Source organism: Streptomyces sp. NPDC008125 (assembly GCF_042957125.1).
Taxonomy (GTDB): Bacteria; Actinomycetota; Actinomycetes; order Streptomycetales; family Streptomycetaceae; genus Streptomyces.
This window is the reverse complement of sequence record NZ_JBIBHR010000001.1, coordinates 296,988-311,975: the sequence shown is the minus strand read 5'-3', so window position 1 is coordinate 311,975 and position 14,988 is coordinate 296,988. Positions and strand designations below refer to the sequence as shown.

Below are 14,988 nucleotides of genomic sequence, written 5' to 3'. Positions count from 1 at the left end.
CGGCGTTTGTTACCCCGATATTGCGTACATTGCGTGGTGTGCGGTGAAAAGGTCACGGTGCCGAGTTCCCACTGGCACAATCCGAGCCATGACGACTGATCTCCCCGGCCTTCCTCAGGAAGCCGATCGCCCTCTACTGCGCCCGGGCGCACGCATATTCGTGGCGGGTCACCGCGGTCTGGTCGGATCCGCGGTGGTCCGCCGCCTGACCGCGGACGGCCACGAGGTCCTCACCCGCGGCCGCGACCTCCTCGACCTGCGCGACGGTGCGCGGACCGAGGCGTATCTGAAGGACGTCCGCCCGGACGCCGTCGTCCTGGCCGCCGCCAAGGTGGGCGGGATCATGGCGAACAGCACCTGGCCGGTGCAGTTCCTGGAGGACAACCTCCGCATCCAGCTGAGCGTGATCGCCGGCGCCCACGCGGCCGGCACCGAACGGCTCCTGTTCCTCGGCTCCTCCTGCATCTACCCCAAGCACGCCCCCCAGCCGATCAGCGAGGACGCGCTGCTCACCGGTCCTCTGGAACCGACCAACGAGGCGTACGCGCTCGCCAAGATCGCCGGAATCGTGCAGACACAGTCGTATCGGAGGCAGTACGGCGCCTCGTACATCAGCGCCATGCCGACCAATCTCTACGGCCCCGGGGACAACTTCGACCTGGCGACCTCGCACGTCCTGCCCGCGCTCATCCGCCGCTTCCACGAGGCGAAGCGCGACGGGGCGCCCACCGTCACCCTGTGGGGATCCGGCACCCCCCGCCGCGAGTTCCTGCACGTCGACGACCTGGCCGCGGCCTGTGCCCTCCTGCTCGCCTCGTACGACGGTGACGAGCCGGTCAACGTCGGCTGCGGCGACGACCTCACCATCCGCGAACTCGCCGAGACCGTGAAAGAGGTGACGGAATACCAGGGAGACATCTCCTGGGACACCTCGAAGCCCGACGGCACCCCCCGCAAGCTGCTGGACGTGGCGCGCCTGACCTCCCTCGGCTTCGCGCCGAAGATCCCGCTGCGGGACGGCATCGCCGGGACCTACGCCTGGTGGCGCGAGCGGGACGCCGCTCTCGGCTGAGCCGGACGATCGGGTGCCCCGCCGTGCGCGGGGCACCCGGACCGCTTGCATCGTCTTCACTCCGGCCTCTCAGTAGGCCCCGCGGCCGTCGGTGACGGCGCGCACCGTACGGGCCAGCAGGTTCACGTCGGTGGAGACCGACCAGTTGTCGACGTACCAGAGATCCAACGAGACCGACTCCTGCCAGGAGAGATCGGACCGGCCGCTGACCTGCCAGAGGCCGGTCAGCCCCGGTTTCACCGCGAGCCGTCTCCGCTCGCGGTCGTCGTAGTCGGCCGCTTCCTCGGGAAGCGGAGGACGCGGACCTACCAGGGACATGTCACCCCGCAACACGTTGAAGAGCTGCGGTAGTTCATCGATCGAGGTGCGCCGCAGAGCTCGGCCGATCGCGGTCACCCGGGGGTCGCGGCGGATCTTGAACAACGGGCCGTCCACCTCGTTGGCCCCGGTCAGCTCGGCTTTGCGGGACTCGGCGTCGACCACCATCGTGCGGAACTTCCACATGGTGAAAGGCCGGTCGTGCCGCCCGTGCCGAATCTGCCGGTGGAAGACCGGCCCGCGCGAGGAGAGCCGCACGCCCAGCGCCACAGCCAGCAGCAGCGGGGCCAGCAGCACCAGCCCCAACACCGCGCCGGACCGGTCCAGCACCGTCTTCAGCGTCGGCTGCGGCCCCCGCCGCAGCGGCGGGGTCACGTGCAGCAGGGTCATCCCGGCCACCGAGGCCGGCCGGACCCGCGTGGGGGCGATGCCGGTCAGCGCGGAGAGCACGCAGAGTGCCATGTCCCCGTCGTGCAGCCCCCAGCCGAGCCGGCGCAGCCGCTCGCCGCAGAGAAGCGGCCCGGGCGCCACCAGGACCAGGTCCACGTCGTACGCGTACGCCCCCGCCAGCACGGTGGAGACGTCGTCGTCCGCCGCGTCGGCCCCGAGCCGCCCGGTCAGCGGCAGCTCGTGCTCGGGCTCCGCCGCCCCCACGGACACGGCCGCCACGACCGCGTAACCCTCCTTCTGCGTACGGGGGTCGAGCGCGCCCGCCACGGTGTCCACGCCGGACGCGTCGCCGACGACGAGGACCCTCAGGGGCGGGCGGCGGTGCGTGGCGCGGGACCGCCGCCGGACGGCCGAGGTCACCACGACCGCCACCGCCGCGCCGGGCACGGCGGCCACCAGGGCGGCGGTCGGGTCGACAGCGTCGCCGGCCAGGGCCCAGGCGACGGCGAGCAGCCCGACGAAGACCAGCCAGTCCCCGAGGACCCCGGACGCTCCGGTCGTGCTCCGCGGCGGTCCGGCGGTGTGGCGCCCGCGTACGGCCCGCACCCCGGCCCAGGCGAGCGCCGCGATCACGGCGGTGGGCAGGGCCACCGGCTGCCCCCGCGACGACAGGACGGCCCAGGCGGGAACGGCCATTCCCACGGTCTCGGTCAGGACCGTGAGGGGTGTACCCCAGCGGCCGGCCCGTCGGTCGGGACGTACGAGATCGGTCAGGTCGCGCTGCGCAGTCGGGGCCCTCCAGAGCTGTTCCAGAGCCGTCGCGCGGTTTCGGGGCGCCGTGGAGCGGGGGCGTGGCCGACGCCGCACTCCCACGGACCCGGATATGTTGGATTCGGGTGTTTCGACATGCCCCATGAACCCCCCAGTCACAGTTGCATCCCTGAAACGCGGCGCATCCGTCGATCCCGGGGACCGGCGGATGCGCCATCGCTCGGTGCACGATATCCACACACGTGCTATTTCGCTGGAGTTCCCGTGAAGTTCAGACACATCGGAGACTTCCGCCGCGATCCCGTCCCATTCGTCATCTCTGGTTCCACGAAGCGTGGTTGGGCTGACCGTGCGGGGGTGGGCGACCCGGTATCCGGAACAACCAGGCATAACGCGGGCGAAGCGAACTCCCGCACTCCGCCCAGTATGTGCGGGGTGGGTCGGCTCAACTCTGCCTGGCGGCGCAAAAGTTAGCCACGTCACACGGCGGTTGCGCGTGGTGACCCGTCGTGGTCGGGGTGGGGCGGACGGTGCGCCGCGATCCGGTCGGCGGGTGGCCCGGGCGGGACGGCCCCGGGTGGCCCGGGCGGATCCGCCTTCCGGGTCGCGCGGCGTGGTGGGGTGGCGCGGTGTGGTGAGTGGCGCGGTGGGCGCGCGCCCAGGGGTGCGCGTGTCCCGGGGGTGCGCCTGTCCCGGGGTGCGGGTGTCCGGATTCCGGGACAGGGGGTCGTCGAATCGCCTTGTTCGACGGGGATGCACCGAACGAAAATGTTTCGTTTGTGACGCGCCATTGTTTCGGCGGCAATACATGCCCCAGGATCTGTCTCAGCGCCGACGAACGACTCAGCGCACAACCCGCCAGGGTGATTTACGTCTGAGTGATCCGGTACGTCCAGGCTGATGTCCCCTCTTCTGAACCGGCGAGGGGGCGGAGCACCACCTGTCTCTTGTCGAGAGAGTTTCGGAAGATCAGGGGGCCGGGTCGGAGCCCTGATCGGCACGACGCACCCCGGTCCCACCCTCATGAGGAGTTGCACCATGCTGTCCAGACGACTCGCCCTCGCCGTCGCCACCGGTGCCGTGGCCGCACTGACCCTCGGTACGGCCGCCCAGGCGGCCCCCGCCCGTCACGGCGGGCACGAGGCGACGCTGCGTACCCTCGCAGAGCGTCCGGACCTGCTCGTCGGAACGGCGGTCGACACCAGTGCGCTGGCCACCGACGCCCCCTACCGGGCCGACGTCGCCTCCGAGTTCAACTCGGTGACCGCGGAGAACGTCATGAAGTGGGAGGTCGTCGAGCCGGCCCGCGGCACCTACGACTGGTCGCAGGCCGACCGACTGGTCACGTTCGCGAAGAAGAACGGCCAGGAAGTGCGCGGCCACACGCTGGTCTGGCACAACCAGCTGCCGGCCTGGCTCACTTCGGGCGTCGCGGACGGTTCGATCGACACGAACCAGCTCCGCGCCATCCTGAAGAAGCACATCACCGACGAGGTCCGCCACTTCAAGGGCGAGATCTACCAGTGGGACGTCGTCAACGAGGTCTTCGACGAGGACGGCACCTACCGGGACTCCCTGTGGCTGCAGAAGCTCGGCCCGTCCTACATCGCCGAGGCCTTCACATGGGCCCACGCGGCCGACCCCAAGGCGAAGCTCTTCATGAACGACTACAACGTCGAGGGCGTGAACGCCAAGTCCACCGCCTACTACGACCTGGCCAAGAAGCTCCGCGCCCAGGGCATCCCGGTCCAGGGCCTCGGCATACAGGGCCACTTGGACATCCAGTACGGTTTCCCGGGTGACGTCGGCGACAACCTGGCCCGGTTCGACGCCCTCGGTCTGCAGACCGCGTTCACCGAGATCGACGTGCGGATGACCCTGCCGGTGGACGACACCAAGCAGGCGCGCCAGGCCCAGGACTACCGCAGGCTGCTCGACGCCTGCATCGCCGTCCGGGGCTGCAAGTCCTTCACGGTCTGGGGCTTCAGCGACAAGTACTCGTGGGTGCCGGACACGTTCTCCGGCCAGGGCTCCGCGAACATCATGGACGAGAACTTCGTGCGCAAGCCCGCGTACACCGCGCTCGCCGACGGCCTCCGCGCCGCCGCGCACCGCACCGGCCGGCGCTGACCCGGCCCGCCCGGGCCGGTACGACCACGGGCGTCGTACCGGCCCACCCGGCTCACCGGCCCGTCGCGCGGTATCGGATCCCGGTGTCCCACCCCTTGTTGTTTGGCATGCGCATGGCATGAGCGTGCATGTCTGTGATCGTGGCCGTCCCCCGGCGGTCAGTTCCTCCCTGTCCGACCACGGAAGAGAGAAGCAGTCATGACCATCAACGTGTCCGACGCGGACGGGCGGCACCGCTCCCCGTTCCGCGCCTTCGCCCGCAGGGCCCTCGCCCTCGGCGGAGCGGGCCTCGTCTCCGTCACCGGAGTCGTCGCACTCTCCGGCAGCGCCCAGGCCGCCGGAACCACCCTCGGCGCCGCGGCCGCGGGATCGGGGCGCTACTTCGGTACGGCCGTCGCCGCCAACCACCTCGGTGAATCGGGGTACGCGACCACGCTCGACACCGAGTTCAACGCCGTGACGCCGGAGAACGAGATGAAGTGGGATGCCGTGGAGGGCACCCGTAACACCTTCAACTTCTCCAACGCCGACTCGATCGTCAGCCACGCCCAGAGCAAGAACATGAAGGTGCGGGGCCACACGCTGGTCTGGCACTCCCAGCTGCCGGGCTGGGTGAGCGGCCTCGCCGCCACCGACCTGCGCACCGCCATGAACAACCACATCACCCAGGTGATGACCCACTACAAGGGCAAGATCTACGCCTGGGACGTGGTCAACGAGGCGTTCCAGGACGGCAGCAGCGGCGCACGGCGTTCCTCGCCCTTCCAGGACAAGCTGGGCGACGGCTTCATCGAGGAGGCGTTCAAGACCGCCCGGAGCGTCGACCCCGCCGCGAAGCTCTGCTACAACGACTACAACACCGACGGCGTGAACGCGAAGTCCACCGCCGTCTACACCATGGTGAAGGACTTCAAGGCGCGGGGCGTCCCGATCGACTGCGTGGGCTTCCAGAGCCACTTCAACAGCAACTCGCCCGTCCCGTCCGACTACCAGGCCAACCTCCAGCGCTTCGCCGACCTCGGCGTCGACGTGCAGATCACCGAGCTGGACATCGAGGGCTCCGGCACCGCCCAGGCCACCAATTACGGCAACGTCGTCAAGGCCTGCCTCGCCGTGACCCGCTGCACCGGGATCACCGTCTGGGGCATCCCGGACAAGTACTCGTGGCGCGCCAGCGGCACCCCGCTGCTCTTCGACGACAACTACGGCAAGAAGGCCGCCTACACCGCGGTCCTGACGGCCCTCGGCGGCACCTCCGGCGGCGGCACCACCGACCCCGGTACGGGTGGCGGCGGCACGGACCCCGGAACCGGCACGAAGACCTGCACCGCCACCTACACGGCGACGCAGACCTGGCAGGGCGGCTTCAACGGCCAGGTGACCGTCAAGGCCGGGTCCGCCGCGATCACCGCATGGAGCGTCAAGGTCACCCTCGGCGCCGGCCAGACGACCACCGGAGTGTGGAACGGCACGACCGCCTGGGACAGCACCGGCAAGGTCATGACGGTCACGCCCAGCTACAACGGCAGCCTGGCGGCCGGGGCTTCGACCAGCTTCGGCTTCACCGTGCAGGCGAACGGCAACACCGCCGCCCCCACCGTGAGCGTCTGCACCGCGTCCTGACCACCGCCGCACCCGCACACAGGAAACGGCCGTAAGGCCCACGCACGGATGCCCGGCCGCCCGTTCCAGAGGGGGCGGCCGGGCATCTTCTTCGTGTGGAGGCGGGGGCGTGCTCCAGTGGTCAGGCGGCCGGACGCGCCGCGGGCGACCGGCCTGCCCGGCCGGCTCCGGTCGCGGCGTCCACGACGGCCGTGATCCGCCGGATCACCATGATCGCCAGTACTGTCGCGAGCACGCCGACCACGAGGTCGTACGGGGAGAAACCGCCGTCCGTCGGCGTGGTCCCCTCCACCACCGCGGAGCCGAGCGTCTTGGCGACGAACGCGGCCCACCACGCGAGGATCAGCCCTGTCCCCCGGGTGGAGCCGCTCGCGTCGCGGACGTCCAGGGCCGCCCGGACCGGTATCCACCACAGCACGGGGACGAGGAAGCCCCACAGCGTGCGCCGTTCGGTGTACCGCTGAGACCCGGGGGCGAGGAGTTCCGCGTTCGTCCTGCAGGCCATGAACCAGACGAGGAACGCGACCGCGGATCCCACGAGCAGCAGCGCCGGCACCGGGGCGGTCCGGCGGAAGGTCTCCGAACCGGTGCCGCCGGCCGCCGCGAGCGCGAGCTGCACCACGGTCTGCCCGGCGATCAGCGCCTGCGCCGCCACGGCGGGTCTCCGTATCTCCCGGAACGCCGTGACCGGCGGACGGTCTCCCGGCGGAGGGCCTCCCGGCCCCGGCTCGTCCGCGCCGCCGCTGCCGTGCGTACCGCTCGTCATGCTGGCCCCCGGCTCCCCGCCCCGCGGAGCTGTCGCGTACGGGGATCGGCGGCAGCGTACAGCGGCCCGCCGGACGCCACCAGTGAACCGATCACGAACATTCGGGGTGGCCGCGGCCCCCGGGCATGCCGGCGCCCGGCCACCCCTCGGCGTAAGGGCGACCGGGCGACCGGGCGACCGGGCGGCGGAGCGTGGACGGTCAGCGCTCCTCGATCGTCTCCACCTGGAACTCCGCGTGCAGCCGGCGGGTGTGGTCCACCTTCCGCGCGGGGCCGGTGAGCGTCACCTCGGCGGTGAGACGCGGATCCGTGGTGGAGGCGCTGAGCCGCAGCTCCAGCGCGCCCGGCTCCACGACGCGTGAGCCGTCGCGGCCCGTGAACGAGGCGAGGTCGGCGGGGACCCCCACGCGCACCCTGGCGGCCTCGCCGGCGGCGAGCTCGACCCGTACGTAACCGGCCAGGCGCTGCACCGGCTGGACCACGGAGGCGACCGGGTCGTGCAGGTAGAGCTGGACGACCTCGACACCGTCGCGGTCACCCGTGTTCCGTACCGTGCACTCCAGTTCGGCCACACCGTCCGTGGGGACCGCGGTCGCCGCGACGGCGAGGCCGGACCACTCGAACGTCGTGTACGCGAGCCCGTGGCCGAAACCGAACGCGGGCGTCGGGTCGATGTTGGAGACCTCGTTCGCGTGGCCCAGACGGGCCGCGAGATAGGTGGACGGCTGCGCGTCCGGCTTCTTCGGCACACTGACGGGAAGCCGCCCGGAGGGGGCCACCCGTCCGCTCAGCACCGAGGCGAGGGCGCGGGTGCCCTCCTCGCCCGGGAAGAAGGTCTGCACGACGGCCGCGGCCTCGTCCACCGCGCGGCCGAGCGCGTACGGACGGCCCGCCAGCAGGGTGACGACCACGGGGGTGCCGGTGTCCAGCAGCGCGTCGAGCAGCTGCGCCTGCACGCCCGGCAGGGTGAGGGAGCCGGCGTCGCAGCCCTCGCCGCTGGTGCCCCGGCCGAAGAGGCCGGCCCGGTCGCCGAGGGCGGTGATGACGACGTCCGCGTCCCGCGCGGCCGCCAGTGCCTGGCGGAATCCGTCCGTGCTGTCGTCGTCGATGCCGCAGCCGGCCACGGTGACGATCTCGCTGCCGGGGAACTCCGCCACCAACGCCTCGCGCAGGGTGGGAAGTTCGACGCCGGCGGGCAGGTGCGGGTGCTGGCTGCCGACGTGCACGGGGAAGGAGTAGCAGCCGAGCACGGCGGTGGGCAGGTCGGCGTTGGGCCCGATCAGCGCGATGCGCGCGGGGGCGTTCCCGCCCTTCAGCGGCAGGATGCCGTCGTTGCGGAGCAGGACGATGGCCCGCTCCGCGATGCGGCGGGCCAGGGCGCGGTTGGCGTCGCTGTCCAGGACCACCGTGCCGCGCAGCGTCGCCGGGGCGAGTTCGGCCCCGGCGAGCGCGTCGGGCACCGGGTTCCAGTCGGCGTCCAGCAGACCGAGCTGAGCCTTCTGCACGAGGACCCGGCGGGCGGCGCGGTCGATGTCGGCCTCTTCGACGAGCCCCTCGGCGACGGCGGCGCGGAGCGGCTCACCGAAGGTCTTGACGGTCGGCAGCTCCACGTCGACGCCGGCGAGGAGCGCGGCGACGGCCGCTTCCCCGAAGGTACCGACCACACCGTGCAGGGTCTTGAGGAAGGCGATGCCGAAGTAGTCGGCGACCACGGTGCCGTCGAAGCCCCAGGTGTCCCTGAGCAGTCCGGTCAGCAGTTCCTTGTCCGCGGCGGACGGGACGCCGTCGGTGTCGGTGTAGGCGTGCATCACCGAGCGGACGCCGCTCTCGCGCACGGCCATCTCGAACGGCGGCAGGATGACGTCGGCGCGCTCGCGCGAGCCCATGCCGACCGGCGCGAGGTTGCGGCCCGCGCGGGAGGCGGAGTACCCGGCGAAGTGCTTCAGGGTGGCGACGATGCCGGCCTGCTCCAGGCCCTTGATGTAGGCCGTGGCGATCGTGCCGACGAGGTACGGGTCCTCGCCGATGGTCTCCTCCACGCGACCCCACCGGGCGTCGCGCACCACGTCGAGCACCGGGGCGAGCCCCTGGTGGACGCCGACCGAGCGCATGTCGCGGCCGATGGCCCCCGCCATGTCGCCGATGAGCGCCGGGTCGAAGGTCGCGCCCCAGGAGAGCGGCACGGGGTACGCGGTCGCACCGTAGGCGGCGAATCCCGCGAGGCACTCCTCGTGGGCCACGGCCGGGATGCCGAAGCGGTTGGCGGCGGTGATCGCGCTCTGGGTGCGCAGCAGGGAGAGCGCGCCGAGGGCGGGGTCGACCGGGACCGTACCGAACGGCCGGGTGAGCTGGCCCAGTCCCTCGGGCAGCAGGTCGGCCAGCGGCGGCGGCTCCTCCATGTCGTGCTGGTGCGGGGCGACTTCGGCCCCTTCGTCGGAGGCGCCCACCCAGACTCCGAAGAGCTGGGCGATCTTCTCCTCCAGCGTCATCTCCTGGAGCAGGGCGTCGGCGCGCTCGGCCGGGGTACGGGACGCGTCCCGCCACAGCGGGAGCGTCACCTCTTCGGCCGGTTCGGTCTGTACGGACACGTGGTCGGTCACTTTCCTCCGACTCCCATCAGCCCCTGGACCAGGGCTCGCCGGGCGAACAGATATACGAGCAGGATGGGGATCATGGAGATCACGACAGCCGCGAGCATCCCCGGCATGTCGACCCCGTGTTCGGTCTGGAAGTCGTAGAGGCCCATGGTGACGACCTTGGACTCGGCGGACTGCGTCAGGACGAGCGGGAAGAGGAAGCCGTTCCACGCCTGGAGGGCGGAGAAGACGACGATCGTGGAGATCCCGCTCTTGGAGAGCGGCAGCACCAGCTGGAAGAAGACGCGCCGGTGGGTCGCGCCGTCCATCGTCATCGCCTCGTAGAGCTCCGGGGTGATGTCGCGCATCACGCCGGTGAGGATGAGGGCGCACACCGGCATCGCGAAGGCGGCCGTCGGCAGGATGACGCCGATGAGGTTGTCGTAGAGCCCCGCCTCGCTGATCGCGAAGAACATGGGCACGATCACGGCCTGCGAGGGAATGGCGAGCCCCAGCAGGAAGAGCCGGAACACCAGGCTGGTCATCCGGCTGCGGCTGCGGACGATCGCGTACGACAGCGGCGCCACCAGCAGCACCACGATCGCCACCACGGAGAGCGTGACGATCACGGTGTTCAGGAAGTACTGCCCGAACCCGCTGTTGAAGTCGTTGACGTAGTTGTCGAACGTGAAGTGCTTGGGCAGCGCGAACGGCCCGTTGGACCCGTAGTCGGCGCGGCTCTGGAAGGTCGCGACGAGCATCACGTAGAGCGGCAGCCCCACGACGAGGAGCCAGACGGTGGAGCCGAAGCCGGCGAGGACATTGGGACGGCGCCTGCTCACATGCCCTCCATGGTGCTGTTCATCTTGTCGTAGCCCGTGAGGCGCACCATCACCAGCGAGATGATCGTGGCGACCAGGACCAGCATCACGCCGATGGCCGAGGCCGTTCCGTAGTCGAAGGTCTTGAACGCCTTCTGGTACATGTAGTAGGCGCTGATCGTGGTGTCCGTGCCCGGCCCGCCCTGGGTGAGGATGAGGACCGTGTCGAACGTCGTCAGACCGCCGACCACCATCAGGATCATCGAGGTGACGACGCTGTTGCGCAGCTGCGGCAGGGTGATGTGGAAGAACTGCCGGTACCGGCCCGCTCCGTCGATCTCCGCGGCCTGGTAGAGGACCCGGGGCACCGAACGGGCCGCGCCCTGGTAGATCAGCGTGTGCAGCGGCGTGAACTGCCAGGTCCCGACGAAGATCAGGACCCCGATCGCGGTGGTCTGGTTGCCGAACAGGTTTCCGTCGCCGAACAGCCACTTCGCGTGCGCGGGCATACCGAAGTTGGGGTCGAGCACCGCGCGCCACAGCACCGAGACGGCCGTGGCGGAGAGCAGCAGCGGGACGAAGTAGATCGCGGACAGCACGGCCCGGTTGCGCTGGTGTCCGGCGGCCCACACCCCCAGCAGGATGGAGAGCGGGGTCTGCACGACGACGCCGAGGAAGGTGAGCAGCAGGCTGAGCCAGAGGCTCTTGATCATGATCGGGTCGTCGAACAACTTCTTCCAGTTGTCGAGACCGGCGAACTCCGGGTCGGAGAGTCCGTCCCAGCTCGCGAAGGAGAGGACGACGACCAGGAGGAGCGGGACGATGGCGAAGAGGCCGAAGAAGACGGCAGCCGGAGCCGCCCAGGCAAAGCCGGGGCGGCTGGCGCCTTCATGGGAGCGGCCGGGTCGACGGCCGCTCCGCTGGACCCCTTTGCTGGCCGCGGAGACCGCGGTGGCAGTTGTGGTCATGAGAGGTGTTCCCAGTCGGATGATGGAGCGCGGTCAGGAGGTGGGCAGGCCCTGCATCGCCTTGATGAAGCCGTCCACGTCGATCCCGCCGTTGAAGAACTGCTGCACCGCGGTCGACAGGGCCGTGCCGGCGGTCTGCGGGTACGCCTGGTCCCAGGAGAGCTGGAAGGACGGCGCGTTCTTGACGAGGTCGTACTGGAAGTGCACGTAGTCGGGGTTGGCGGCGGTGTCCAGCTGCGCTTCGGTGTTGGTCGTGGTCGGCAGGTTGCCGATCGAGAGCTGCGCCTTCACGAACTGGTCCGAGTACATGAGCTTCAGGAACTCGGCGACCTCCTCCGGGTGCTTGGTCTTCTTCAGCACGGAGTAGAAGTTGTTGGTGTTGCCGACGATGTCGGTCGGGGCACCCTTGCCGCCGTCGATGCTGGGGAAGGCGCTGTAGTCGAGGTCCGACTTGGCGAAGTCCGGCTGGGAGTCCTGCAGGGTCGAGTACTCCCACGAACCCATCAGCTCGAAGGCCGCCTTGCCGGTGGCGAGCAGCGTGGGCGAGCCACCGTCGGTGAACTTCACGGAGTCGAAGTTCGTGCCGAAGGCGCCGGCGTCGATCAGTTCCTTGAGCTTGTTGAGCGCGTCCTTGCTGCCGTCGGTCGCCCAGACGTCCTTGTCGCCCTTGACCGCGCTCTGGACGAGCTCCGGGCCGGCGACGCGGTCGAAGAGGTACTCGAACCACATCAGCGTCGGCCACTTGTCACCGCCACCGAGGGCGATCGGGGTGACGCCCTTCGACTTGAGGACCTTCACGGCGTTCAGCAGCTCGTCCCAGGTCTTGGGGGCCGCCAGTCCGTTCTCCTTGAGCACCTTGCTGTTGTTGAACATCAGCACCGGCTGCGTACCACGCATCGGGACGCCGTAGGACTTGCCGTCCACCACGGTGCTGTTGAACACGGACGGCAGGAAGTTGTCCTTGAGTCCCGGGTCCTTCGCGATGAAGTCGTCCAGCGGGAGGAGCAGTCCGGCGTCCACGAAGGGCTTGATGCTGCCGCCGCCCCAGTTGAAGAAGACGTCCGGCGCCTGCTTGCTGTTGATGATCGTCTGCAGCTTGGCCTGGTAGTCGGCGCCAGGGATGGTGTCCAGGACCACCTTGACCTTCGACGTCTTGTTGAAGGTGGCGACGAGCTGCTTCTCCACCTTGTTCGTGGCGTCCCCGTAGACCAGCACGTGGATCTTGTCCCCGCCGGAAGCGGAGTCGTCGCCTCCACATGCGGAGAGGGACAGGGCCATGGTCAGCGCCAGCCCGCCGACGGCAGCGATCCGTGGGAGCCGGTTGCGTCGCGTCATGGTCTCGCCTTTCGAAAATGTTTCGGCTTCATTACCGAAACTTCATGCGTCGGGACGCTAGGGCTCGACGGCTGGAGGGGTCAACCCTCGGGCCTCAAGTTGCTGATTTGTTATCTCTGTTGGCCAATTGTTCGTGCCCTATGCTTCTCACCATGCGCGATGACGAGAACGTGGGCCGCATCACCCTTGCCCAGGTGGCCCAGCAGGCCGGCGTCTCCATTTCGACAGTTTCGAAGGTGCTCAACGGCAGACAGGACGTAGCGGCGCCGACCCGCGTCAAGGTGGAACGCCTGCTGGAGACGCACTCCTACCGGCGGACGACCCGGTCCGCCCGCGAGGCCCCGCTGATCGAACTGGTCTTCCACGAGCTCGACAGCATCTGGGCGATGGAGCTGATCAGGGGCGTGGAGAACGTGGCCAAGCTCCACGGGGCGGGCGTGGTGCTCACGGAGAGCGGCACCCGCCACTCACCCAGTCCGGAGTGGATCGAGGGGGTGCTCCAGCGGCGCCCGCTCGGCGTGGTGCTGGTCTTCTCGGCACTGCCGGTGGAGTTCAAGCAGCAGTTGCGGTCCCGGTCGATCCCCTTCGTGATCATCGACCCGGCCGGCGATCCCGAACCGGACGTACCCTCGGTGGGCTCGGCGAACTGGAGCGGCGGCCTCGCCGCGACGCGCCACCTCATCGAGCTGGGCCACCGCCGGATCGGCATCATCACCGGTCCCGAGGACATGATCTGCTCCCTCGCCCGGCTGGACGGCTACCGCTCCGCGATGAGCATGGCCGGCCTGGAGGCCTCCTCCGACCTGGTGCTCTACGGCGACTTCCACGTCGAGGGCGGTTACGACCGGACGATGGAGCTGCTCGCCCTCCCCGACCCGCCCACCGCGATCTTCGCCGGCAGCGACCTGCAGGCCCTCGGCGTGCTCGAAGCCGCCCGGGTCAGCGGACTGCGCGTCCCGCACGACCTCTCCGTGGTCGGGTACGACGACGTCCCGATCGCCCGCTGGTCCAGCCCCGCCCTCACCACCGTCCACCAGCCGCTGCGGCAGATGGCCGAGGAGGCGGTCCAGATGCTGCTGCGGATGCGCGACGAAGCCCCGATGACCACGCGGATGGAGCTCGCCACCAGCCTGGTCGTACGCAACAGTACGGCCGCCCCTCGCACGTGAGGAACGGCCGTACGAGGAGCGGGGTCGTGGTCGGCGGACGACGCCGCAGGCGCGGACGTCCGCCACGCTCCACCGGTTGCCCACGGAGGCGGTGAGCGTCGTCCGCGGCCCAGCCGGCCGGGTCCATCGCCTTCCGGGCCGTGCCCGAGGTGCGGCCGGACTTCCACACGAAGTCGGCGAGCGCGCCACCGGGCGGCGTGTACGTCAGGTAGCGGTCGCCCTCACGGATCGCGAAGGTCTGCGGGTCGTCGCTCTCGTTGTGCGCGACCACCACGGTGCTGCCGTCCGGGTCGCGGAAGACGACGTCCGCGACCCGGCCGTTCCAGCCAAGGGTGCCGAAGGAGGTGCCGGCGATACGCACGGCACCCCGGCCGACGAAGCGCGCGGGGCTGGGCCGGGGTCAGACGGCGGTCAGTGCGAACCCGTGCCCGGCCGGATCGGCGTAGTACCGCGTGTCGTGGACGCCGCCGTTGTTCCTCGCCTCCACCGGAGTGGCTCCGAGACCGATCGCCTCCCGCTCGGCCGCGTCCATGTCCGCCCGCTCGACCCGGATGAGCACATGGGCCTGCTGGGAGTCGTCCGGACGGGGCCAACTCGGCGGTGCGTAACCGAGATCCCGCCGGATCGCCAGATGCACCCCCGCCTCCCCGACGACCTCCACGTAGTCGTTGCCCCGGCCCGGCCTGGACTCGGCGCCCAGCAGACCGGCGTAGAACTCGGCCAGTTCCATCGGGTCGGCGCTGTCGAGCACGAGGACCAGGGATTTGTGAACTGCCATGCGAGGAACCCTTCTGCGGCGAACGGACACGGACGGCACGGTCGGAGGCGCACGGACGGAGCTGGAGGTGTGCGCCCGGGGGCCGCGCGCTCCCCGGGCAGCCCTTCCGGTGGATCGCGTACGCGCTCACACCGGCGGCCCGCACACCGTGTGCCCCCGCCCCGACCCCGCAATCCGCGTGCCGGGCCGCGACTTCGTCCGCACCATGGCTCTCATGGCGCGTGCACTCTCCACCCCAACCCCGGAAGTCCGCCGCGGGACGGCCGACGCGT

The 14,988-nt window shown here is 70.2% G+C and carries 11 protein-coding genes and 1 pseudogene; 4 read left to right on the top strand and 8 right to left on the bottom strand.

Annotated elements, in window-relative coordinates; all coding sequences use genetic code 11:
• The first annotated feature begins 88 nt into the window (after window positions 1–88).
• Window positions 89–1,072 (top strand): NAD-dependent epimerase/dehydratase family protein, encoded by a 984-nt coding sequence (locus ACFZAX_RS01315; protein ID WP_390957883.1) that lies wholly within the window; start codon window positions 89–91, stop codon window positions 1,070–1,072.
• 69 nt (window positions 1,073–1,141) lie between these two features.
• Here ACFZAX_RS01315 and ACFZAX_RS01310 read toward each other — a convergent pair whose 3' ends face one another.
• Entirely contained in the window at window positions 1,142–2,695 is a 1,554-nt protein-coding gene (locus tag ACFZAX_RS01310; protein WP_390957881.1) for an exopolysaccharide biosynthesis polyprenyl glycosylphosphotransferase, read from the bottom strand.
• An 894-nt stretch (window positions 2,696–3,589) separates the two neighbouring features.
• On the opposite strand from ACFZAX_RS01310, the gene ACFZAX_RS01305 reads away from it, so the two are divergent.
• On the top strand, window positions 3,590–4,681 hold the full coding sequence (locus ACFZAX_RS01305) for an endo-1,4-beta-xylanase (protein ID WP_390957880.1): 1,092 nt from the start codon (window positions 3,590–3,592) through the stop codon (window positions 4,679–4,681).
• 198 nt (window positions 4,682–4,879) lie between these two features.
• The gene (locus ACFZAX_RS01300; RefSeq protein ID WP_390957878.1) at window positions 4,880–6,304 is read left to right on the top strand and encodes an endo-1,4-beta-xylanase; all 1,425 of its coding nucleotides are present in this window, start codon (window positions 4,880–4,882) and stop codon (window positions 6,302–6,304) included.
• Between the two features lie 121 nt (window positions 6,305–6,425).
• Here ACFZAX_RS01300 and ACFZAX_RS01295 read toward each other — a convergent pair whose 3' ends face one another.
• The 5 genes from ACFZAX_RS01295 to ACFZAX_RS01275 all read right to left on the bottom strand — a co-directional run bounded on the left by ACFZAX_RS01295 (window position 6,426) and on the right by ACFZAX_RS01275 (window position 12,769).
• Window positions 6,426–6,959 carry a DUF4328 domain-containing protein gene (locus tag ACFZAX_RS01295; RefSeq protein ID WP_390957876.1) on the bottom strand — a complete coding sequence of 178 codons (534 nt, stop codon included), beginning with the start codon at window positions 6,957–6,959 and terminating at the stop codon, window positions 6,426–6,428.
• A 310-nt stretch (window positions 6,960–7,269) separates the two neighbouring features.
• Window positions 7,270–9,669 carry a glycoside hydrolase family 3 N-terminal domain-containing protein gene (locus tag ACFZAX_RS01290; protein WP_390957873.1) on the bottom strand — a complete coding sequence of 800 codons (2,400 nt, stop codon included), beginning with the start codon at window positions 9,667–9,669 and terminating at the stop codon, window positions 7,270–7,272.
• Window positions 9,666–10,487, bottom strand: a complete 822-nt coding sequence (locus ACFZAX_RS01285) for an ABC transporter permease subunit (RefSeq protein WP_390957871.1) — start codon at window positions 10,485–10,487, stop codon at window positions 9,666–9,668. Before ACFZAX_RS01285 ends, ACFZAX_RS01290 begins: the two co-directional genes overlap by 4 nt.
• Window positions 10,484–11,434 (bottom strand): ABC transporter permease subunit, encoded by a 951-nt coding sequence (locus ACFZAX_RS01280; protein WP_390957870.1) that lies wholly within the window; start codon window positions 11,432–11,434, stop codon window positions 10,484–10,486. The genes ACFZAX_RS01285 and ACFZAX_RS01280 overlap by 4 nt, the downstream gene beginning before the upstream one ends.
• 33 nt (window positions 11,435–11,467) lie before the next feature.
• Window positions 11,468–12,769 carry an extracellular solute-binding protein gene (locus tag ACFZAX_RS01275; protein ID WP_390957869.1) on the bottom strand — a complete coding sequence of 434 codons (1,302 nt, stop codon included), beginning with the start codon at window positions 12,767–12,769 and terminating at the stop codon, window positions 11,468–11,470.
• Between the two features lie 140 nt (window positions 12,770–12,909).
• Here ACFZAX_RS01275 and ACFZAX_RS01270 point away from each other — a divergent pair, with 140 nt between their 5' ends.
• The gene (locus tag ACFZAX_RS01270) at window positions 12,910–13,938 is read left to right on the top strand and encodes a substrate-binding domain-containing protein (RefSeq protein WP_390957868.1); all 1,029 of its coding nucleotides are present in this window, start codon (window positions 12,910–12,912) and stop codon (window positions 13,936–13,938) included.
• A 199-nt stretch (window positions 13,939–14,137) separates the two neighbouring features.
• Here the strand turns inward: ACFZAX_RS01270 and ACFZAX_RS01265 are convergent.
• A pseudogene (locus ACFZAX_RS01265) lies at window positions 14,138–14,299 on the bottom strand (glycoside hydrolase family 30 beta sandwich domain-containing protein); the annotation flags it as partial.
• A 39-nt stretch (window positions 14,300–14,338) separates the two neighbouring features.
• Window positions 14,339–14,716 (bottom strand): VOC family protein, encoded by a 378-nt coding sequence (locus tag ACFZAX_RS01260; RefSeq protein ID WP_327178585.1) that lies wholly within the window; start codon window positions 14,714–14,716, stop codon window positions 14,339–14,341.
• Window positions 14,717–14,988: the final 272 nt, after the last annotated feature.

Excerpts from the sequence above, each read along its gene's own strand:
- ACFZAX_RS01280 (WP_390957870.1), bottom strand. The coding sequence starts at position 11,434 with ATGACCACAACTGCCACCGCGGTCTCCGCGGCCAGCAAAGGGGTCCAG.
- ACFZAX_RS01275 (WP_390957869.1), bottom strand. The coding sequence starts at position 12,769 with ATGACGCGACGCAACCGGCTCCCACGGATCGCTGCCGTCGGCGGGCTG.
- ACFZAX_RS01310 (WP_390957881.1), bottom strand. The coding sequence starts at position 2,695 with ATGGGGCATGTCGAAACACCCGAATCCAACATATCCGGGTCCGTGGGA.
- ACFZAX_RS01270 (WP_390957868.1), top strand. The coding sequence starts at position 12,910 with ATGCTTCTCACCATGCGCGATGACGAGAACGTGGGCCGCATCACCCTT.
- ACFZAX_RS01315 (WP_390957883.1), top strand. The coding sequence starts at position 89 with ATGACGACTGATCTCCCCGGCCTTCCTCAGGAAGCCGATCGCCCTCTA.
- ACFZAX_RS01260 (WP_327178585.1), bottom strand. The coding sequence starts at position 14,716 with ATGGCAGTTCACAAATCCCTGGTCCTCGTGCTCGACAGCGCCGACCCG.
- ACFZAX_RS01300 (WP_390957878.1), top strand. The coding sequence starts at position 4,880 with ATGACCATCAACGTGTCCGACGCGGACGGGCGGCACCGCTCCCCGTTC.
- ACFZAX_RS01305 (WP_390957880.1), top strand. The coding sequence starts at position 3,590 with ATGCTGTCCAGACGACTCGCCCTCGCCGTCGCCACCGGTGCCGTGGCC.